We start from the raw sequence: 19,647 nt of genomic DNA, 5'->3' as shown, positions 1-19,647 counted from the left end.
CGCTCCCGGGGCGTACGCACTCATCGCTCCCTCATCAGGCACCCCCTCCCAGCACCCCGCCCGCGAGCCCGACGACGATCGGCAGCACACCGACCGCGATGAAGGCGGGCAGGAAGCACAGCCCCACGGGCGCGGTGACCATGACCGCCGCCCGCCGCGCCCGAGCCGTCGCGGTGCGCGTCCACTCGGCACGGGTGTCGGTGGCGAGCCGGGCGACCGGTCCGGCCGCCGGCAGCCCCGAGACGTCGGCCCGCTCCAGCAACCGGGCCAGGGCCGCCGCGCCCGGCAGCGACGCCAACCTCCGCCACGCGGTGGCCGGTTCGCCGCCCAGGCGCACCTCGGCGGCACCACGCGCCAGCGCCTCCCCGACGGGACCCCCGAGCGCCTCACCCACGGCCTGCGCCGCGACCACCGTTCCGGCGCCGGCCGCGATGCACGCGGCCAGCAGGTCGGCAGCCAGGGGGAGTTGGCGTGCGGCGAGCCGGGCGTCGGCCTCGCTCACCGCACCGGCCCCCGCCCCCGCCCCCGCACGCTGCCGACGTCGCCACCGCCCCAGCCCCACCGCCCCGATCAGCCCCAGTAGGAGACCGGCGACACCGCCGACCACCACCCATCCGGCACCCGCCACCAAGGCCTCCGGAAGCCACCGCCGCACGGCATCCCGCACATCGGAACGCCGGACGTCCGGTTCCGTCCCCGTGGCCAGCAGCTCGGCCAGACGCCGTCGTGCCCTGCGTTCGCGTCGGCCGGTCGCCAGCGACCGCGCCAGCCACCAGAGGGTCACCAGGATCCCCACGGTCGCCCCCAGCCTGTGGACAACTTCCACGCTCATGCCGCCTCCGCCCATGTCACCCACCGCTCATCGCCGCTGTCCACGCCGCCCACGCCGCCCACGTCATCCCGCCTCTCGCCGTCCGCTGTCGGCATCGCCCCCTTCACGTCGCCTCCGCGTTGCGCACGATCCGCAGGGCCCACCACGTCCCCACGCCCTCCAGCACCCCGCCGACGAGCAGACAGCCCAGCCCCGCTCCGGTGTGCAGCAGGACGTGCAGCGGGTCGGCGCCGAGCCCCGCGCCCAGCAGGAGGCCGAGGACCGGCAGGCCGGCGAGCATCACCACCGTGGTGCGAGGGCCCGCCAACTGGGCCCGCAGATCGGCCCGTTGGTCCCGTTCCGCACGCAACGCCTCTTCGAGGCGGTCGAGTCCGGCCGCGAGACCCGCGCCCTGGTCCACGGCGACCCGCCAGCACGCGGCGAGTCCCAGCAGCCCGTCGGCCCCCGGCTGCCGTGCGGCGACCGCGAGAGCCTTGGGAACGTCCCCGCCGAACCGTGCCGCCGCCAACACCGCGGGCTGCGCCTCACCCAGCCCTCCGGAGTCCCGCGCGGCCCGTTGCAACGCCTCCCCGGGCTGCCGGCCGGAGAGCACCTCCCCGGCCAGCGTCGCGCAGAGCGCGATCACCGCGTCCCCCCGGCGCTCCGCCGCCCGCCGAGCGTCGGCGGCCCGCCGTGCCCGGCGCAGCAGAGGCACCCCGGCCGCCCCCGCGACGACCGGCAGCACCGAGCCGCCCAGCAGCGCCAGGACCAGTCCGGCGACCGGCGCCCACCACTCGGGCTTCCACCGTGCCCGGAGCCTGCGCACCTCCTCGGCCGGCTGCCACCACGGCGGGGGGCCGCAGTCGACGACCCCGCCTCCGGCGAGCAGCAGCTGCGCCCGCCTGGCACCTGAGTACGGTCCGCCCATCAGCCAGGCCGCCGCCCCGGCACAGGCCACGGCCGCAGCCATCGGCACCTCACCCATCGCATCCACCCGCCCCTTCGTCCCTGCTGTTCCCATCGGCCCCGTCGCCGCGCAGCAACTCCTGCAGCCGCTCCCAGCCCCGTTCTTGGGCGAACGCGTCCGCCCGCCGGCGCAGCGCCGGCACGGTCCGCACCAGCCCGGACGGGTCCCGCTCCAACACGTGCACCTCGGCGATCCGCCGCCGCCCGGCCGGGTCGCGTACGAGGTGCAGGACCACCGACAGCGCGGCCGCCAACTGGCTGTGCAGCGCGGCCCGGTCGAGGCCGGCCGCCGTGCCGAGCGCCTCCAGCCGGGCGGGGACGTCCGATGCGGCGTTGGCGTGGACCGTGCCGCAGCCTCCCTCGTGGCCCGTGTTGAGGGCAGCCAGGAGGTCGACGACCTCCCGCCCTCGCACCTCGCCGACGACGAGTCGGTCCGGCCGCATCCGCAGGGCCTGTCGCACCAGGTCCTCGAGCGTCACGAGCCCCGCGCCCTCCTGGTTGGCGGGTCTGGTCTCCAGCCGGACCACGTGCGGGTGATCCGGTCGCAGTTCCGCCGAGTCCTCCGCGAGCACGATCCGCTCCCCCGGCCCGACCATGCCGAGCAGTGCGCTCAACAGAGTCGTCTTGCCCGTGCCCGTACCGCCGCTGACCAGGAAGGACAGCCGCGCCCGTACCAGGGCCCGCAGTATCCGGTCGCCGCCCGGCGGAACCGTGCCCGCGGCCACCAGTTCGTCGAGCGTGAACGCACGGGGCCGTACGACGCGCAGCGACAGGCAGGTGCAGCCGACGGCGACCGGGGGCAGCACCGCGTGCAGTCGCGTTCCGTCGGGCAGCCGGGCGTCGACCCAGGGCCGGGCGTCGTCCAGGCGCCGTCCGGCCACCGCGGCCAGGCGTTGGGCGAGCCGCCTTACGGCCGCCGTGTCCGGAAAGGAGACGTCGGTCAGCTCCAGGCCGCCGCCCCGGTCGACCCAGACCCGGTCCGGCGCCGACACCAGCACGTCGGTCACCCAGGGGTCGGTGAGCAGGGGCTCCAGGGGCCCGCTGCCGATCAGCTCGGACCGAAGGTGTTCGGCCGCGCCGAGGACCTCCGCGTCCCCGAGGACCCGCCCCTGTTCGCGCAGGGCCTGCGCCACGCGCGCGGGCGTCGGTTCGGCCCCGCTGTCGGCGAGCCACTGCCGTACGCCGTCGAGCAACGCCCCGCTCCCCCGCGCCCGTTCGAGCCCGGGCGGCGTGCTCATGAGCCACCCGCCTCGGTCAGCGCGCGCTCCCAGAACTCCTTGCAGAAGCGGGCGAGCGGCCCGCGCGCGGTCGCGCCCGGCGGTGCCTTGCCGCCGTCCGGGCGCAGCAGCCCCGACTCGACGGGCACCTCGCCGGCCAGCGGCAGCCCGAGCAGCCTGGCCACCTCGGTGTCGTCGAGGCCGGGCGCATAGGGGCCGCGTACCGCCACGCGCAGGTCGCGCAGCACCATGCCGACGGCGGAGGCCACGCGCCCGCCCGCCGCGACGGCACGCAGTTCGGCGGGGACCACGAGGAGCCCGAGGTCGAGTTGGGCGAGGACCTCGGCGACTCCGTCGTCGATGCGGCGCGGGAGGTCGACGACGACCGTGCCGCCCCGGCGCCGGGCCGCGGCGAGCACCGCGCGTACGGCCTGGGGCGCGATGGCGACGCAGTCGCCCCGGTCCCAGCTCAGCACCCGCAGCGAGTGCAGCCTGGGCAGCGACTCCTCCAGTGCGCCGCCGCCGACCCTGCCGCGCGAGGCGGCGAACGCGGGCCAGCGCAGGCCCTCCGTGCTCTCGCCGCCGAGAAGGACGTCGAGTCCGCCGCCCAGTGGATCGGCGTCCACGAGGAGGGTGCGCAGCCCTTCACGCGCGGAGGTGACGGCGAGGGCGCACGCGAGCGTGGACGCTCCGGCGCCGCCCCGGCCGCCGATCACGCCGACGGTGAGTGCGGGTCGTCCGACGCCTTCCGCGACGTCGGCGATGCGGTCGACCAGCCACTGTTCGCCGTCGGGCAGCATCAGGACGTGGTCGGCGCCGATCTCCACGGCTCGCTGCCACACCCCGGAGTCGTCCTGGTCTCGTCCGACGAGGACCACTCCGCGTCGGCGGGCGGCTCCGCGCACCCGGCGTGCCGCGTCGTCACCGACCAGGACGAGAGGCGCGGACTCCCAGCTGCCTCGGCGCTCCGGCACCGAGTGGTGCACCTCCGGTGTGGCGCCGGCCGCGGCGCACAGGCGCAGCAGGTCGTCGAGGAGTGCCGCGTCCTCCGTGACGATCAGTGGTTTTCCCGGCCGCCTGCCGGCGGTGGGCGGCGGGTCGTGTGTGACGGCTCCGGTCACGATTTCCATCCCCCTTCGCTGCGGGTCGCACAGTCCCTGCGGCCCCGCGATTCCCAAACGTGTGAAGAACCGGCATCTGGTCCCCATATGAACGGCCGACGGAAACCGGCCGTGGACGCCCGGCAAACGGAACCGGTCATGTGAAGTCGGCCCGAGCGGACGCGTTGGAATCACGGTGCAGCGAACCCGGAAATCGTGTGGATCTTGGTGGAAAACTGTGGACGAGTGGGGGGTTGTGAATATCGCCGTCACCCATACCGGTGACCGCTGCACCACCCCGTGTGCGACTTCCGCAGAGCAGTCCGACGACTACGCACGGTGACGGGTGGTGGGCATGCGAAAGAGGCGGCCGCAGCCGCCTCGATGCGGCTCACTGCCGCGTACAGAACAGAAAAACCCACCCGGACATGCGACGACCCCCGCCGGGGGGGAGAGCGGGGGTCGTCTCCACGGCCGACTCGGGGGGGGAGGAGCCGGACCGCGTTAGCACGGTCGCGAACGATCCGTGACTTCCATGGTGTACCCGAGAGCCCTCTCAGGCAAACCCACGCGCCCACCTTACGCCGAATGGGCTGCCCCTATGCTCTTGGTTGTGGAAAACCACTCCTTGCCCCGCACAGCGGCCTTCTTTGACCTGGACAAGACGGTCATTGCGAAGTCGAGCACGCTCACCTTCAGCAAGTCCTTCTACCAAGGTGGGCTGATCAACCGCAGGGCGGCCTTGCGGACCGCGTATGCCCAGTTCGTCTTCCTCGTCGGCGGTATGGACCACGACCAGATGGAGCGGACCCGCGAGTACCTGTCCGCCCTCGTGCGCGGCTGGAACGTCCAACAGGTGAAGGAGATCGTCGCGGAGACCCTTCACGACCTGATCGACCCGCTGATCTACGACGAGGCCGCCTCCCTGATCGAGGAGCACCACACCGCCGGCCGGGACGTCGTCATCGTGTCCACGTCGGGCGCCGAGGTCGTCGAGCCGATCGGCGAGCTGCTCGGCGCGGACCGCGTCGTCGCCACACGCATGGTCGTGGGCCAGGACGGCTGCTTCACCGGCGAGGTGGAGTACTACGCGTACGGTCCGACGAAGGCGGAGGCGATCAAGGAGCTGGCCGAGTCCGAGGGCTACGACCTCTCGCGCTGCTATGCCTACAGCGACTCCGTGACCGACCTGCCGATGCTGCAGGCGGTGGGACATCCGCACGCGGTGAACCCCGACCGGGCGCTGCGACGCGAGGCCGTGGCGCGCGGGTGGCCGATTCTCGACTTCCACCGCCCGGTGCGTCTCAAGCAACGGATTCCCACATTCTCCGTACCGCCCCGCCCGGCGCTCGTGGCGGCCGCGGCCATAGGAGCGGCGGCGGCCACCGCGGGCCTTGTCTGGTACGCGAGCCGTCGCCGCGCAGCGGCGACCGCCTGAGTGACCACTGCCCTTTTCAAACCCTTTTGGGAGCAAAAGCAAAGAACTGGTGCCAGCACTTCCGCTTGCTGCGCACCTGGAGTACAAAGGACTTAACGGCCCGCGAGACCAAGGACATCCGAGAGGATCACCTTAATAACGCATTTGGCCCCACGGACCGCGCATGAACACTGGGCACCCACGCGACGTCGACCCGTCGATTACGGGCCAGCCGCACCAGGTGACGGGCAAAGTTCCCGGCCTGATGGGCAATATATCGAGGACGCTTGGTAACCGGGTGAACATGCCAGCGGCGGTACGAGAACTCGTACCGCCGCAACCCTTTGCGAGGCCCCCGCGCGGGGGCCTTTTTCGTGCCCGCTCCCCACGAGGCCCACGCCCTCACGGCACCCGCCCTCCCACGGTGTCCGCGCCCACGCGCGCGTGGGCGCTATGGGCGTTACGCCGCCCCGCGCTGCAGTGCCTCGCACACCGCCGTCGACTCACGGGCGCCCAGCTCGACGGCCCTGCCGCAGTGGGCGATCCAGGCCGCCATGCCGTCCGGGGTGCCGGACGCGTAGCCCTCCAGGGCCGCCAGATAGACCGCGCGGCCCAGCTCGGCATGCCCCGTCTCGGCCGGGCAGACCGACTTGGGGTCGAGGCCGCTGCCGATGAGGACGATGCGCTGGGCGGCCCGCGCGACCAGACCGTTGTGGGAGGCGAAGGGGCGCAGGGCCAGAAGCTCGCCATGGACGACCGCGGCCGTCACCAGAGCGGGCGCGGACCCCCCGGCGATGATCAACCGGGACAGCCCCTCCAGGCGGCCGGCCAGTTCGGCGGCACCCGGCAGCGGCAGCTCGATTAGCGGCTCGTCGACCGCCTCGCCGGGCTGCCGCGGACGTCCGACCTCGTCACCGTCGCTCGCCGCGGCCACCAGGTGCAGCCGCGCCAGCACCCGCAGGGGCGACTGCCGCCAGATGGACAGCAACTGGCCGGCCTCGGCGGTCAGCCGGAGAGCGGCGCCCATGACCCGCGCCTCGTCGTCGACACCGAAGTCGCTGCGTCGGCGCACCTCTTCCAACGCCCAGTCCGCCCCGGACAGCGCCGCGGATCCGCGGGCGCCGCGCAGGGCCGCCTCGGCGGTGATCTCGGTGCTGCGGCGACGCATGACGCGGTGCCCGTAGACCCGGTCCACGGCCTTGCGCACGGACTCCACGGACTCGGCCACACCGGGCAACGAGCCCAGGGCCGCAAGCGGATCGGCGGACGCGCCTGTCGTACTCATGAGTACGACACTACGCAACCGATGCGCGGGCCCCACGAAGGAGTGGTCTTCTTCACGGACACCTGTCCCATACAGACATGTCGACACTACGCTTACTGAACATGAAAATTGCTTTCGTCGGGAAGGGCGGCAGCGGCAAGACCACCCTGTCCTCCCTGTTCATCCGCCATCTCGCCGCCGACGGCGCGCCCGTTATCGCGGTCGACGCGGACATCAACCAGCACCTGGGCCCCGCACTCGGCCTCGACGAGGCGGAGGCCGCCGAACTGCCCGCGATGGGCGACCGACTGCCGCTGATCAAGAACTACCTGCGGGGCTCCAACCCCCGCGTCGCCTCCGCCGAGACGATGATCAAGACGACACCGCCCGGCGAGGGCTCCCGGCTGCTGCGGGTGCGCGAGGACAACCCGGTGTACGAAGCCTGCGCCCGGCTGGTGGAACTCGACGGCGGCACCGTCCGTTTGATGGTCACGGGCCCCTTCACGGACGCCGATCTGGGGGTCTCCTGCTACCACTCCAAGACGGGAGCGGTGGAGCTGTGCCTGAACCACCTGGTGGACGGGCGTGACGAGTACGTCGTGGTCGACATGACCGCCGGCTCGGACTCCTTCGCCTCCGGCATGTTCACCCGTTTCGACGTCACGTTCCTCGTCGCCGAGCCGACCCGGAAGGGGGTCTCCGTCTATCGCCAGTACAAGGAGTACGCCTGCGACTTCGGCGTCGAGCTGAAGGTCGTCGGCAACAAGGTGCAGGGCCAGGACGACGTCGACTTCCTCCGCGCCGAGGTCGGGGACGACCTGCTCGTGACGGTCGGGCACTCGGACTGGGTGCGCGCCATGGAGAAGGGCCGGCCGCCCCGGTTCGAGCTCCTGGAGAACACCAACCGCCACGCCCTGCGCCTGCTGCGGACGACCGTCGACTCGGCCTACGACAGGCGCGACTGGGAGCGCTACACACGGCAGATGGTGCACTTCCATCTGAAGAACGCCGAGGCCTGGGGCAACGAGCGCACCGGGGCCGACCTGGCGGCACAGGTCGACCCCCACTTCGTCCTCGGGGAAGGCGTCTGCAAGGAAGGCCCCCGCCAGGAAGGCGTCACAGCCTCCGTTACTGCCTGACCGCCGGCGCCCCGGGCACGCCCTTCGGGGCCGGGGCGGGGCCGCCGGAGAGGAAGGACGCCCAGCCCTGCCTGGGTGCCTCGGCGACCTTCAGGGTGCGCAGCTTGGCCAGCGTCTTCGGGTCCTGGGCGTCCAGCCAGTCCGCCAGCTGCCGGAAGGACACACAGCGCACGTCGGGCTTGTTGCAGACGTTCTCGACGACCTCCTCGACGGCGCGCATGTAGGCGCCGCCGTTCCAGGACTCGAAGTGGTTGCCGATGATCAGCGGTGCGCGGTTGCCCTCATAGGCCCGGTCGAAGCCCTTGAGCAGCCCGTCACGCATCTGGTCGCCCCAGAACCCGAACTTGGCGGGGTTGCCCTGGGTCTTGGTGCCGGACTGGTTGACCATGAAGTTGTAGTCCATGGTCAACTGCTCATAGCTGTGGCCGGGAAAGGGCACGAGCTGCATCGACAGGTCCCACAGGCCCTGCTTCTTCCCGGGCCAGACCTGGTTGTTGACGCCGCTGGTGTCATAGCGGAAGCCCAGCTGACGGGCGGCCTTCATGAAGTTGGCCTGCCCCTCGAGGCAGGGGGTCCGGGCACCGATGAGCTCCTTGTCGTAGTCGAAGGGCAGCGGGGCCGCCTTCTTCAGACCGGCGTTGGTCTTCCAGGTCTTCACGAACCGCTTGGCCTGGTCGATCTCATCCAGCCACTCCTCGACCGACCACTCGCCGACGCCGCCGTTCTTCCCGCAGAAGTGGCCGTTGAAGTGGGTCCCGATCTCGTTGCCCTCCAGCCACGCCAGGCGCAGCTGCTTCGCGGTCTCGGCGATGCCCTGCTCGTCGTTGAAGCCGATGTCGGAGCGGCCCGGCGAGTGCTGCGGAGGCCTGTACAGGTCGGCCTTCTTCTTGGGCAGCATGTACACGCCGCTGAGGAAGTACGTCATCGTCGCGTGGTTGGCCTTGGCCACCTTGCGAAAGTGGGAGAACAGCTTCTGACTGTCCTCACCGGCACCGTCCCACGAGAAGATCACGAACTGCGGTGGCTTCTGGCCCGGCTTCAGACGCTCGGGCCGGGGCAGATGGGGCTGTGCTCCGGTGTACGCGGTGGAGCCGTCGCCGATCAGGCGGACCACGCTCTTGGGTGCCGGGGCCGGCTTCGCCTTCTGCGGGCCCGACACCGCTGCCTGGGAACCGCCGGTTCCCGTCGCGCAACCGGCTAGCGATGCGGCGACAGCCGCGGCGGCCACTGCGCCGACGGCGATCCTCTGGGTGGCGACCATGTTCCGCCCACCTTCTTCCTTCTCTCGGCCAACGCCGACGAGGGCGTTCTCTGGTGACGCGCCGGGACGAGCCGACGGCGCCGTCAAGGTCGCATGGGACCGAGAAGGAATTAATACGACAAGCCGATAAAAAGACCACTTCACTCTTGGGAATGATTGACTGCCCCATTTGCCACATAAATCCATGCTTGACCTTTACTCTGCATTACGATCTGTTTACCGAGTGTTGATTTCATCCCGCCGCTGCACGCCGTGACCCACGGCCGCGACCGCCCCCGCACCAGCCGGGGACCCCTGTTCCGCGACCGCGCTGCCCCGGAGGAGACGGGAAAAATGGCCGCCTGCGTCCCCACCCGCACCGCCCGCTCGACGCGCACCGAGCGCGTCCACCGACCCCACAGCCCCCCACCGACCCCGAACCGCCGCTTCCGCATCGCGGGCGCCGACGTGTCCGCCTCGATCGCGGTCTTCCTGATCGCCCTGCCCCTGTCCCTAGGCATCGCCCTCGCCACCGGCGCGCCCCTGCGGGCCGGCCTCGTCGCCGCCGCCGTGGGCGGGATCGTCGCCGGCTGGATCGGCGGCTCGCCGCTCCAGGTCAGCGGCCCCGCAGCGGGCCTGACCGTCGTCACCGCCGACCTCATCCACCGCTACGGCTGGCGGGCGACCTGCGCCATCACCGTCCTCGCCGGACTGGCCCAACTGGGCCTCGGCTGCCTGCGCGTGGCGCGCAACGCCCTCGCCGTCAGCCCGGCCATCGTGCACGGCATGCTGGCCGGCATCGGCGTCACCATCGCCGTCGCCCAACTGCATGTCGTCCTCGGCGGCAACCCGCAGAGCTCCGTCCTCGACAACCTCCGCGCCCTGCCCGCCCAGTTGGCCGGGCTGCGGCCCGCGGCCGTGGCCGTGAGCGCACTGACGCTGACCCTGCTGCTGCTCTGGCCGCGCATTCCCGGCCAGGTGGGCCGCGTGCTGCACAAGGTGCCCGCCGCGCTCGTCGCCGTCACGGGCGCCACCGCGATCGCCGCGCTGGCCGGCCTCACCGTGCCCAAGGTCGACCTGCCGTCCTGGAGCAGTCATGCGCTGGCCGGGCTGCCGGAGGGGCCGGTGCTCGGGCTCGTCGCCGCCGTTCTCACCACCACGCTGGTGTGCAGTGTGCAGTCGCTGCTGGGCGCCGTCGCCGTGGACAAGCTGATCTCCTCGCGCCCCGCCCTGCTCGGCTCCCGCTCCACCCGTGTCGGCCGCTCCGACCTGGATCGCGAACTGCTGGGTCAGGGCGCGGCCAATATCGTCTCCGGCGCGCTCGGCGGACTGCCCGTGGCGGGCGTGGCCGTGCGCAGTTCGGCGAATGTCCAAGCCGGCGCCGTGAGCCGGAACTCCACGATGCTGCACGGCGTTCTCGTAGTAGTCGCCGCACTGCTGATGGTCCCGATCCTGGATCTCATCCCGCTCGCCGCACTCGCCGCCCTGGTGATGGCCGTCGGCATCCAGATGGTGTCCCTGCACCACATTCGCACGGTGACGCGCCACCGAGAGGTGCTGGTGTACACCGTCACCACCCTCGGCGTGGTGTTCCTCGGCGTCCTGGAGGGCGTGATGCTCGGCATCGCCGTGGCCATCACCGTCGCCCTGCACCGCCTCGCCCGCACCCGCATCACGCACCACGAGAAGGAAGGAGTCCATCACGTACACGTACGAGGCCAGTTGACGTTCCTCGCCGTGCCGCGGCTCAGCCGCATCCTGCATCACGTGCCCCAAGGCACCCATGTCGTGGTCGAGTTGGACGGCTCCTTCATGGACCACGCGGCATACGAGTCCCTGCAGGACTGGCAGCGGACACACCGCGCGCAGGGCGGCTCCGTCGAACTGACCGGCCGCCGCTCGGGAACGGGACCGGACGACAGAGCCGGCGCCCACGCAGAGGGGGACGAGTCGACCGCTCCCCGAGGCCTCGATTCCACACGCACCGCAGACGCCTCGATCGCCGACTGCCGCTGCCGTCCCTGGACGCCCTGGCGCAACCACCAGTGCGAGGTGCCCCGGGAAACGACAGAAACCCGTCGGACGACCGGCACGACGAGCTCGACCGCCAGCACGAACACAGCCCACGCGACGCACACCGCCCGGATGGCCAACACCACCCACACGGCCCACACGGCCCTGCCGAAAGAGCCGACCCGGAGAAAGGAGTCGACGGAAACCACGGAAGCCACGGAAAGCACGGGGACGACGGATACCACGGAGCCGCCCACCGAGCCTGCGCGGTCCATGGAGCCGAGTGGACATCAACTGATGCGTGGCATCACGGCGTTCCAGCGCAACACCGCCCCGCTGGTCCGGGGTGAGTTGGCGCGGCTGGCCCGGGAGGGACAGCGGCCCACCCAGCTCTTCCTCACCTGCGCCGACTCACGGCTGGTCACCTCGATGATCACTTCCAGTGGTCCCGGCGACCTGTTCGTGGTGCGCAATGTGGGCAACCTGGTGCCGCCACCCGGTGAGGAGAGCGGGGACGACTCGGTGGCGGCTGCGATCGAGTACGCGGTGGATGTGCTGGAGGTGCGGTCCATCACGGTGTGCGGGCACTCCGGGTGCGGGGCCATGCAGGCGCTGCTCAACTCCGACCCCGGTGGCGAGCGGACGCCGCTGAAGCGCTGGCTGCGGCACGGGGTGCCGAGCCTGGAGCGGATGGGCGACGACAGCCGCTCCCTGGCCCGGCTGGCCGGCCGGGCACCCGCCGACCCGGTCGAGCAACTCTGCCTGACCAATGTGGTCCAGCAGTTGGAACACCTGCGGGCGCACGCGCCGGTGGCCCGAGCCCTGCGGGCCGGCGTACTGGAGCTGCACGGGTTGTACTTCCATGTGGGCGAGGCCCAGGCCTATCTGCTCACCGAAGCGGCCAGAGGCGACGACACCGGTGACGGCAGCGGCGACGGCGACGGCGACGGCGGGGTGTTCGACCACGTGGGAGCGGCGGACGTGTCCGCTTGAGCCCGACGCCGGTGTGCGGCCTGTCGGGGCGGGTCGCACACCGACGCTGGTCATCAGTGCCGCCGCTCGGCGGGCTCGGCGGGCTTGGCGGGTTTCTGCGCCGGAGCTGCAGTTACGGCAGCGGCATCTGCACCGGTACGCAGGGCAGCATCTTGCCCTGACCGCGTAGACGGCCCCGCTCGCCTTGATCCAAGAGGATCCACTCCCTGGCCATGGCCAAGATCATTTGCCCGCCCAGGCGCGGGTGGTGACGGCGCCCACGTGTCGCCGGTAGAACGCTTCGAACAACCGTGGGTCACCTGCTACCGCGGCCGGCCCGCCGCGTATCCGGTCCACCCTGTGCTTTCGCTCCGTCCGGTCCATCCGGTCCGTCCCGTCCGTCCGGTCCGTCCATGTCCCCTCTCGGCAGTGACACTTCAGCTGTGCTTGGGCGGAGATGTGAAAGGCGTTACATGCGCTGAACTCCGTTCGTCCCGGGTCCGTGGGTACGGATGACCCCCGGGCCCCCACAGGCCTTCCCGGTGCCGAAACAGGAGCTCGACAGGTCTAAACCAATTTTTCGTCGGCCCTTGTCACCGGCCCCTTGGGTCTGATGAGCTGTGGCCTGGGACACAACGGACACACCGACGGACACCACCGGACACACCACCGGACACGGACACCCTTCGAGAGGGAGATGTCGTGAGCAACGAGAGCCTGGCCAACCTGCTCAAGGAAGAGCGCAGGTTCGCGCCGCCCGCCGACCTGGCGGCCTCCGCCAACGTCACGGCGGAGGCGTACGAACAGGCCAAGGCTGACAGGCTCGGCTTCTGGGCCGAGCAGGCCCGCCGACTGGCCTGGGCCAAGGAGCCGACCGAGACGCTGGACTGGTCGAACCCGCCGTTCGCGAAGTGGTTCAAGGACGGCGAACTCAACGTCGCCTACAACTGCGTGGACCGGCATGTGGAGGCCGGGCACGGCGACCGGGTCGCCATCCACTTCGAGGGCGAGCCCGGCGACAGCCGCGCCATCACCTACGCCGAGCTCAAGGACGAGGTGTCGAAGGCCGCAGGCGCCCTGCTGGAGTTGGGAGTTCGGAAGGGCGACCGGGTCGCCGTCTATATGCCGATGATCCCCGAGACGGCGGTCGCGATGCTGGCGTGCGCCCGGATCGGCGCCGCGCACTCCGTCGTCTTCGGCGGCTTCTCGGCGGACGCGCTGGCCACCCGCATCCAGGACGCCGACGCGCGGGTCGTCATCACCTCCGACGGCGGTTACCGGCGCGGCAAGCCGTCCGCGCTGAAGCCGGCCGTCGACGACGCGATCGCCAAGGCCGGCAACGTCGAGCATGTGCTCGTCGTGCGGCGCACCGGCCAGGAGGTCGCCTGGGACGACAGCCGGGACGTGTGGTGGCACGAGATCGTCGAGCGGCAGTCGGCCGAGCACACGCCCGAGGCGTTCGAGGCCGAGCACCCGCTGTTCATCCTCTACACCTCCGGCACCACGGGTAAGCCCAAGGGCATCCTGCACACCTCCGGCGGCTACCTCACGCAGGCCGCGTACACCCACCACGCGGTCTTCGACCTCAAGCCGGAGACCGACGTCTACTGGTGCACGGCCGACGTCGGCTGGGTCACCGGCCACTCGTACATCGTCTACGGGCCGTTGGCCAACGGCGCGACGCAGGTCATGTACGAGGGGACGCCCGACACCCCGCACCAGGGCCGCTTCTGGGAGATCGTCCAGAAGTACGGGGTGACGATCCTGTACACGGCGCCGACGGCGATCCGTACGTTCATGAAGTGGGGCGACGACATCCCCGCGAAGTTCGACCTGTCCTCGCTCCGCGTCCTCGGCTCGGTCGGTGAGCCGATCAACCCCGAGGCGTGGATCTGGTACCGCAAGCACATCGGCGGCGACCGGACCCCGATCGTCGACACCTGGTGGCAGACCGAGACCGGCGCGATGATGATCTCGCCGCTGCCGGGCGTGACGCAGACCAAGCCCGGTTCCGCGCAGACCCCGCTGCCCGGCATCTCCGCGACCGTCGTCGACGACGAGGCGAACGAGGTGCCGAACGGCGGCGGTGGCTATCTGGTCCTGACCGAGCCGTGGCCGTCCATGCTGCGCACCATCTGGGGCGACGACCAGCGGTTCCTCGACACGTACTGGTCGCGCTTCGAGGGCCGGTACTTCGCCGGCGACGGCGCGAAGAAGGACGACGACGGCGACATCTGGCTGCTCGGCCGCGTCGACGACGTCATGCTCGTGTCGGGCCACAACATCTCCACCACGGAGGTCGAATCGGCCCTCGTCTCCCACCCGTCCGTCGCCGAGGCGGCCGTCGTGGGCGCGGCCGACGAGACGACCGGGCAGGCCATCGTCGCCTTCGTCATCCTGCGCGGCACGGCGAACGCCGAGGACGAGAACCTCGTCGACGACCTGCGCAACCACGTGAGCGCGACGCTCGGCCCGATCGCCAAGCCCAAGCGGATCCTGCCGGTGGCCGAACTGCCGAAGACCCGCTCGGGCAAGATCATGCGCCGCCTGCTGCGGGACGTGGCGGAGAACCGTCAGCTCGGGGACGTCACCACCCTGACCGACTCCACCGTCATGACCCTCATCCAGGCGAAGCTCCCGGCCGCACCCAGCGAGGACTGACCAGCACGGACCTAGCGGGACGGGCCCAGCGGGGCGGACCTAGCGGTACATATCCATCGAAAGGCAGATTCAAGGGCACCCGGCGCGCATGGCACCACGCGCGCCGGGTGCCCTTTTCGCGCATATCGTTGGCATCGCCGGATTCCTCCCCTCGCACCTTCCCCCGCGCCCTTCCCTGTCACCTTAGGTAAACTAAACAAAGGTGCGCCGGGAAGTCTGGTCGGCATGTGCTGTGTCCTGCCCACCGACCGGAGGTCCACCCCGTGACCGCGCCCCGCACCACCCGCCCCCGCAAGGTCTTCGGACGGCTGTCCCTCCCCGAGCGGAACTTCGTCGCGGAGGCGCTGCGCACCGAGACCGTCGGCGGTGTGCTGCTGCTCGTCGCCGCCGTGACCGCGCTGATCTGGGCGAACGTACCCGCGCTGCACGACAGCTACGAGAGCGTCAGCCACTTCCACCTCGGTCCCGACGCCCTCGGACTGCACCTGTCGGTCGCGCACTGGGCGGCGGACGGCCTGCTCGCGGTCTTCTTCTTCGTCGCCGGCATCGAACTCAAGCGCGAACTGGTCGCCGGTGACCTCAAGGACCCCAGGGCCGCCGCGCTGCCCGTGGTGGCCGCGATCTGCGGGATGGCCGTACCGGCGCTCGTCTACACGCTCACCAACCTCACCGGCGGCGGCTCCCTGGGCGGTTGGGCCGTGCCCACGGCCACCGACATCGCCTTCGCGCTGGCCGTGCTCGCCGTCATCGGCACCTCCCTGCCGAGCGCGCTGCGCGCCTTCCTGCTCACGCTCGCCGTCGTCGACGACCTGTTCGCGATCCTGATCATCGCGGTGTTCTTCACGAACACCATCGACTTCGCCGCGCTGGGCGGCGCGGTCCTCGGACTCGTCGTCTTCTGGCTGCTGCTGCGCAAGGGCGTCCGCGGCTGGTACGTGTACGTGCCGCTCGCGCTCGTCGTCTGGGCGCTGATGTACAACAGCGGCGTCCACGCCACGATCGCCGGCGTCGCGATGGGCCTGATGTTGCGCTGCACGACGCGCGACGGCGAGGAGCACTCACCCGGGGAGCGCATCGAGCACCTCGTGCGCCCCCTGTCCGCGGGGCTCGCGGTCCCACTGTTCGCCCTGTTCAGCGCCGGTGTGACGATCTCGGGCGGCACCCTCGGGGAGGTGTTCACCCAGCCGGAGACCCTGGGCGTCGTCCTCGGTCTCGTCGTCGGCAAGACGATCGGCATCTTCGGCGGCACCTGGCTGACCGTCCGCTTCACCCGGGCCTCGCTCAGCGACGACCTCGCCTGGGCGGACGTCTTCGCCGTCGCGTCCCTCGCCGGCATCGGCTTCACCGTGTCGCTGCTGATCGGTGAGCTCGCCTTCGAGGGCGACGCGACCCTGACCGACGAGGTCAAGGCGGCCGTCCTGCTGGGCTCGCTCGTCGCGGCGACCCTCGCGACCGTCCTGCTCAAACTGCGCAACGCCCGGTACCGCCGAATGTGGGAAGCCGAAGAGCGCGACGACGACCTCGACGGCATCCCCGACGTCTACGAGCAGGACGACCCCGCATACCACCTGCGCATGGCGGACATCTACGACAACAAGGCTGCCGAACACCGCCGCCGAGCCGCGGAGATCGCTCAGCCGGAGACTCGGCAGGGCACTCGACAGGAGGCCGACGCGCGCCACGGGATGGCCGAAGTCGCGGACGGGGCGGGCGAGGAGGCCGACCGTCCGGCATGATCTGACGGGACGGTACAAAAGAACCCAAGCAGCACAGCAGCCAGAACCACAGAGCAGCAACACACAGCACCAACAAGCAGCAGCAACATGCAGCAGCAACAAGAGGGAGAACGCGATGAGCGCACCCGACGGCAGCCCGGTCGGCGCCGAACGCAGCATCGGCCAGCTGTTCGCCTCGGCGACGACCGAATTGTCGGCGCTGGTGCACGACGAGATCGCACTGGCGAAGGCCCAGCTGAAGCAGGACGTCAAGCGCGGCGCACTGAGCGGCGGGGCGTTCACGGTGGCCGGCGCGGTCCTGGTGTTCTCCCTGCCGATGCTCAACTTCGCGCTGGCGTACGGCATCCGGACCTGGAGCGACTGGAACCTCGCGATCTGCTTCCTGCTGTCGTTCGCGGCGAACGTGCTCATCGCGCTCGTCCTCGTGCTGATCGGCGTGTTCTTCGCGAAGAAGGCGCAGAAGAGCAAGGGCCCGCAGAAGGTCGCGGCGTCCGTGAAGGAGACGGCGGGGGTCCTGCAGAAGGCCAAGCCGCACCCGCGGCCCGAGCTCCCACAGGACCGGGTCCCGGAGGCCATCGAGGCTGTGGCACGCTCGTCGTCATGACGGACCCCGCGATCCCTCCGGCCCAGCCCGCTTCGGTCGTACGGCCGGACGCCGTCTGCGGCGTCAAGGTCACCCACCGCGAGGTCGCCGCGAACGGCGCGCGTTTCCACATCGCGGAGCTGGGCGACGGCCCGCTGGTCATGCTCGTCCACGGCTTCCCGCAGTTCTGGTGGACCTGGCGGCACCAACTGGTGGCCCTGGCCGACGCGGGCTTCCGGGCCGTCGCGATGGACCTGCGGGGCGTGGGCGGCAGCGACCGTACGCCCCGCGGCTACGACCCGGCCAACCTCGCCCTCGACATCACCGGCGTGATCCGCTCCCTCGGCGAGCCGGACGCCGCGCTGGTCGGCCATGACCTGGGCGGCTATCTGGCGTGGACGGCGGCCGTGATGCGCCCCAAGCTGGTCCGCAGGCTCGCCGTCTCGTCGATGCCGCATCCCCGGCGCTGGCGCTCGGCGATGCTCGCCGACGTCCGGCAGACGACCGCGAGCTCCCACATCTGGGGGTTCCAGCGGCCGTGGATCCCCGAACGGCAGCTCACCGCCGACGACGGCGAGCTGGTGGGCCGGCTGATCCGGGAGTGGTCCGGCCCGCGACCGCCGGAGGACGAGGCCGTGGAGACGTATCGGCGGGCGATGTCCATCCCCTCCACCGCGCACTGCGCCGTCGAGCCCTACCGGTGGCTGGTGCGGTCGTTGGCCCGTCCGGACGGCGTCCAGTTCTACCGCCGGATGAAGCGACCCGTGCGGGTGCCCACGCTGCATCTGCACGGCTCCCTCGATCCGGTGATGCGCACCCGCAGCGCGGCCGGCTCCGGCGAGTACGTCGAAGCGCCGTACCGCTGGCGTCTGTTCGACGGACTCGGCCACTTCCCGCACGAGGAGGATCCGGTCGCTTTCTCCACCGAACTGGTCAATTGGCTGAAGGATCCCGAACCCGATCGGTGACCGCGCCATCGCGCCCGGTATCCGGTCCTGAACACCTGTACTACGAACAGCCAAATGCCCGCCGCATAGGCCAATTGGCGGCCCCGAGGGCGGTTATCGACCTTGGGGCAGGGGCAGACGTCGGGGTATGGGCTGGACGCACGACTACAGTGACGCAGCACGCAACCGCCGCTCGGCCAGTGGCCTGAGCCCCCACCGACGAGGTGGCGACCCGCAACTGGCGGGCTCCGACCTCCGGGTGGGCATTCCGCGCATCCTGCGCCGCCGAGCCCGCTGGGTCTCGGTCCGACTGCGTCACCCTCGAGGCTGACGACCTGACGAGCTGACCGCTCCGGTTCCGGCGACTCACGGCTACAGGGCGCAGCTGTCGCTGTCCACCTGCTGGCCCGCGGTCCGCCCGGCGGCGATGTCCTGCTGGATCTCGTCCGCGGTGAGGGCGTAGCCGGTGTTGGAGTCGTCCAGGGACTTCGCGAAGACCACGCCGTACACCTTGCCGTCGGAGGTGAGCAGCGGGCCGCCGGAGTTGCCCTGACGGACGGTCGCGTACAGCGAGTACACATCACGGCGCACGGTGCCGCGGTGGTAGATGTCCGGGCCGTTGGCCGTGATGCGGCCGCGCACACGCGCGGCACGGACGTCGTACGACCCGTTCTCCGGGAAGCCGGCCACGATCGCGTCGTCGCCGCTCGCCGCGACGTCGGTGGTGAACTGCAGCACGGGCGCGTCGAGATCCGGCACGTCCAGGACGGCGATGTCGCGCCGCCAGTCGTACAGGACCACCGTGGCGTCGTACTTGCGGCCCTCGCCGCCTATCTGGACGGTGGGCTCGTCGACGCCGCCCACGACGTGCGCGTTGGTCATCACACGGCGCTCGCCGAAGACGAAGCCGGTGCCCTCCAGGACCTTGCCGCAGCTCTCCGCGGTCCCCATGACCTTGACGATGGAGCGCTGCGCGCGCGTGGCCACCGCGCTGTTCGCGAGGGCCGGGTCGGGCGGCTGGACGTCGGTGATCGGCTCGTTGGCGAACGGGCTGAAGACCTGCGGGAAGCCGTTCTGCGCGAGGACGGAGGAGAAATCCGCGAACCAGGTGTCGGCCTGGTCGGGCAGCGCCTCGGACACCCCGTGCAGCACCTTGGAGCTACGGACCTCCTTGCCCAGCGTGGGCAGGGTGGTGCCGGCCAGGGCGGACCCGATCAGCCACGCGACCAGCAGCATCGCCACGACGTTGACCAGCGCGCCGCCCGTCGCGTCCAGCGCGCGGGCCGGGGACCAGGTGATGTACCGGCGCAGCTTGTTGCCGAGGTGGGTGGTCAGAGCCTGGCCGACCGAGGCGCAGACGATCACGACGATCACCGCGACGACGGCGGCCGTGGTGCTCACCTCGGAGTTGTCGGTCAGCGCGTCCCAGATCACGGGCAGCAGGTAGACGGCGACGAGGCCGCCGCCCAGGAAGCCGATCACCGACAGGATGCCGACGACGAAGCCCTGGCGGTAGCCCACGACCGCGAACCAGACGGCCGCGACCAGCAACAGGATGTCCAGCACATTCACGAGCGACAC

The 19,647-nt window shown here is 71.1% G+C and carries 15 protein-coding genes; 8 read left to right on the top strand and 7 right to left on the bottom strand.

The features are described from left to right. Positions 1 to 34 precede the first annotated feature (34 nt). From ABZ725_RS12355 to ssd, 4 genes are all read right to left on the bottom strand, one after another. Complete coding sequence (locus tag ABZ725_RS12355) at positions 35 to 832, bottom strand: type II secretion system F family protein (protein WP_358802597.1); 798 nt, start codon at positions 830 to 832, stop codon at positions 35 to 37. 103 nt (positions 833 to 935) lie between these two features. After that, the gene (locus ABZ725_RS12350) at positions 936 to 1,796 is read right to left on the bottom strand and encodes a type II secretion system F family protein (protein ID WP_358802596.1); all 861 of its coding nucleotides are present in this window, start codon (positions 1,794 to 1,796) and stop codon (positions 936 to 938) included. After that, positions 1,789 to 3,015, bottom strand: a complete 1,227-nt coding sequence (locus ABZ725_RS12345; RefSeq protein WP_358802595.1) for a TadA family conjugal transfer-associated ATPase — start codon at positions 3,013 to 3,015, stop codon at positions 1,789 to 1,791. The genes ABZ725_RS12350 and ABZ725_RS12345 overlap by 8 nt, the downstream gene beginning before the upstream one ends. Then, entirely contained in the window at positions 3,012 to 4,124 is a 1,113-nt protein-coding gene (gene ssd, locus ABZ725_RS12340) for a septum site-determining protein Ssd (RefSeq protein ID WP_358802594.1), read from the bottom strand. Before ssd ends, ABZ725_RS12345 begins: the two co-directional genes overlap by 4 nt. Positions 4,125 to 4,695: 571 nt before the next feature. On the opposite strand from ssd, the gene ABZ725_RS12335 reads away from it, so the two are divergent. After that, positions 4,696 to 5,532, top strand: coding sequence for an HAD family hydrolase (locus ABZ725_RS12335; RefSeq protein ID WP_351910446.1), 837 nt, complete (start codon positions 4,696 to 4,698; stop codon positions 5,530 to 5,532). Positions 5,533 to 5,971: 439 nt separating this feature from the next. On the opposite strand, the gene ABZ725_RS12330 is transcribed toward ABZ725_RS12335, so the two are convergent. Continuing rightward, the gene (locus ABZ725_RS12330) at positions 5,972 to 6,796 is read right to left on the bottom strand and encodes an oxidoreductase (RefSeq protein WP_358802593.1); all 825 of its coding nucleotides are present in this window, start codon (positions 6,794 to 6,796) and stop codon (positions 5,972 to 5,974) included. Between the two features lie 101 nt (positions 6,797 to 6,897). Here ABZ725_RS12330 and ABZ725_RS12325 point away from each other — a divergent pair, with 101 nt between their 5' ends. Beyond that, on the top strand, positions 6,898 to 7,914 hold the full coding sequence (locus tag ABZ725_RS12325) for an ATP-binding protein (protein WP_358802592.1): 1,017 nt from the start codon (positions 6,898 to 6,900) through the stop codon (positions 7,912 to 7,914). Here ABZ725_RS12325 and ABZ725_RS12320 read toward each other — a convergent pair. Continuing rightward, a complete protein-coding gene (locus ABZ725_RS12320; protein ID WP_358802591.1) occupies positions 7,904 to 9,175 on the bottom strand; it encodes a hypothetical protein in 1,272 nt (423 codons plus the stop codon). The two genes, ABZ725_RS12325 and ABZ725_RS12320, sit on opposite strands and share 11 nt — an antisense overlap. Before the next feature lie 333 nt (positions 9,176 to 9,508). Between ABZ725_RS12320 and ABZ725_RS12315 the strand changes: the two genes are divergently transcribed. From ABZ725_RS12315 to ABZ725_RS12290, 6 genes are all read left to right on the top strand, one after another. Continuing rightward, positions 9,509 to 12,160, top strand: a complete 2,652-nt coding sequence (locus tag ABZ725_RS12315) for a SulP family inorganic anion transporter (protein ID WP_358802590.1) — start codon at positions 9,509 to 9,511, stop codon at positions 12,158 to 12,160. A gap of 681 nt (positions 12,161 to 12,841) precedes the next feature. Beyond that, positions 12,842 to 14,800, top strand: coding sequence for an acetate--CoA ligase (gene acs, locus ABZ725_RS12310; RefSeq protein ID WP_358802589.1), 1,959 nt, complete (start codon positions 12,842 to 12,844; stop codon positions 14,798 to 14,800). A gap of 263 nt (positions 14,801 to 15,063) precedes the next feature. Continuing rightward, positions 15,064 to 16,536, top strand: a complete 1,473-nt coding sequence (gene nhaA, locus ABZ725_RS12305) for a Na+/H+ antiporter NhaA (RefSeq protein ID WP_358802588.1) — start codon at positions 15,064 to 15,066, stop codon at positions 16,534 to 16,536. Positions 16,537 to 16,651: 115 nt separating this feature from the next. Further along, positions 16,652 to 17,140, top strand: coding sequence for a phage holin family protein (locus tag ABZ725_RS12300; protein WP_351910431.1), 489 nt, complete (start codon positions 16,652 to 16,654; stop codon positions 17,138 to 17,140). Continuing rightward, the gene (locus ABZ725_RS12295; protein WP_351910429.1) at positions 17,137 to 18,087 is read left to right on the top strand and encodes an alpha/beta hydrolase; all 951 of its coding nucleotides are present in this window, start codon (positions 17,137 to 17,139) and stop codon (positions 18,085 to 18,087) included. The genes ABZ725_RS12300 and ABZ725_RS12295 overlap by 4 nt, the downstream gene beginning before the upstream one ends. A 127-nt stretch (positions 18,088 to 18,214) precedes the next feature. Further along, positions 18,215 to 18,397 (top strand): hypothetical protein, encoded by a 183-nt coding sequence (locus ABZ725_RS12290; protein WP_351910427.1) that lies wholly within the window; start codon positions 18,215 to 18,217, stop codon positions 18,395 to 18,397. Between the two features lie 41 nt (positions 18,398 to 18,438). Here the strand turns inward: ABZ725_RS12290 and ABZ725_RS12285 are convergent, their stop codons facing one another. After that, complete coding sequence (locus ABZ725_RS12285) at positions 18,439 to 19,638, bottom strand: MarP family serine protease (RefSeq protein ID WP_358802587.1); 1,200 nt, start codon at positions 19,636 to 19,638, stop codon at positions 18,439 to 18,441. Positions 19,639 to 19,647: the final 9 nt, after the last annotated feature.

Source organism: Streptomyces sp. NPDC006872, assembly GCF_040635845.1.
In the GTDB taxonomy this organism is placed as follows: Bacteria; Actinomycetota; Actinomycetes; order Streptomycetales; family Streptomycetaceae; genus Streptomyces.
This window is presented reverse-complemented; position numbering and strand designations above follow the sequence as displayed.

Coding starts and splice junctions, on each gene's coding strand:
- ABZ725_RS12355 (WP_358802597.1), bottom strand. CDS start 832: ATGAGCGTGGAAGTTGTCCACAGGCTGGGGGCGACCGTGGGGATCCTG.
- ABZ725_RS12350 (WP_358802596.1), bottom strand. CDS start 1,796: ATGGGTGAGGTGCCGATGGCTGCGGCCGTGGCCTGTGCCGGGGCGGCG.
- ABZ725_RS12345 (WP_358802595.1), bottom strand. CDS start 3,015: ATGAGCACGCCGCCCGGGCTCGAACGGGCGCGGGGGAGCGGGGCGTTG.
- ssd (WP_358802594.1), bottom strand. CDS start 4,124: ATGGAAATCGTGACCGGAGCCGTCACACACGACCCGCCGCCCACCGCC.
- ABZ725_RS12335 (WP_351910446.1), top strand. CDS start 4,696: ATGCTCTTGGTTGTGGAAAACCACTCCTTGCCCCGCACAGCGGCCTTC.
- ABZ725_RS12330 (WP_358802593.1), bottom strand. CDS start 6,796: ATGAGTACGACAGGCGCGTCCGCCGATCCGCTTGCGGCCCTGGGCTCG.
- ABZ725_RS12325 (WP_358802592.1), top strand. CDS start 6,898: ATGAAAATTGCTTTCGTCGGGAAGGGCGGCAGCGGCAAGACCACCCTG.
- ABZ725_RS12320 (WP_358802591.1), bottom strand. CDS start 9,175: ATGGTCGCCACCCAGAGGATCGCCGTCGGCGCAGTGGCCGCCGCGGCT.
- ABZ725_RS12315 (WP_358802590.1), top strand. CDS start 9,509: ATGGCCGCCTGCGTCCCCACCCGCACCGCCCGCTCGACGCGCACCGAG.
- ABZ725_RS12300 (WP_351910431.1), top strand. CDS start 16,652: ATGAGCGCACCCGACGGCAGCCCGGTCGGCGCCGAACGCAGCATCGGC.
- ABZ725_RS12295 (WP_351910429.1), top strand. CDS start 17,137: ATGACGGACCCCGCGATCCCTCCGGCCCAGCCCGCTTCGGTCGTACGG.
- ABZ725_RS12290 (WP_351910427.1), top strand. CDS start 18,215: ATGGGCTGGACGCACGACTACAGTGACGCAGCACGCAACCGCCGCTCG.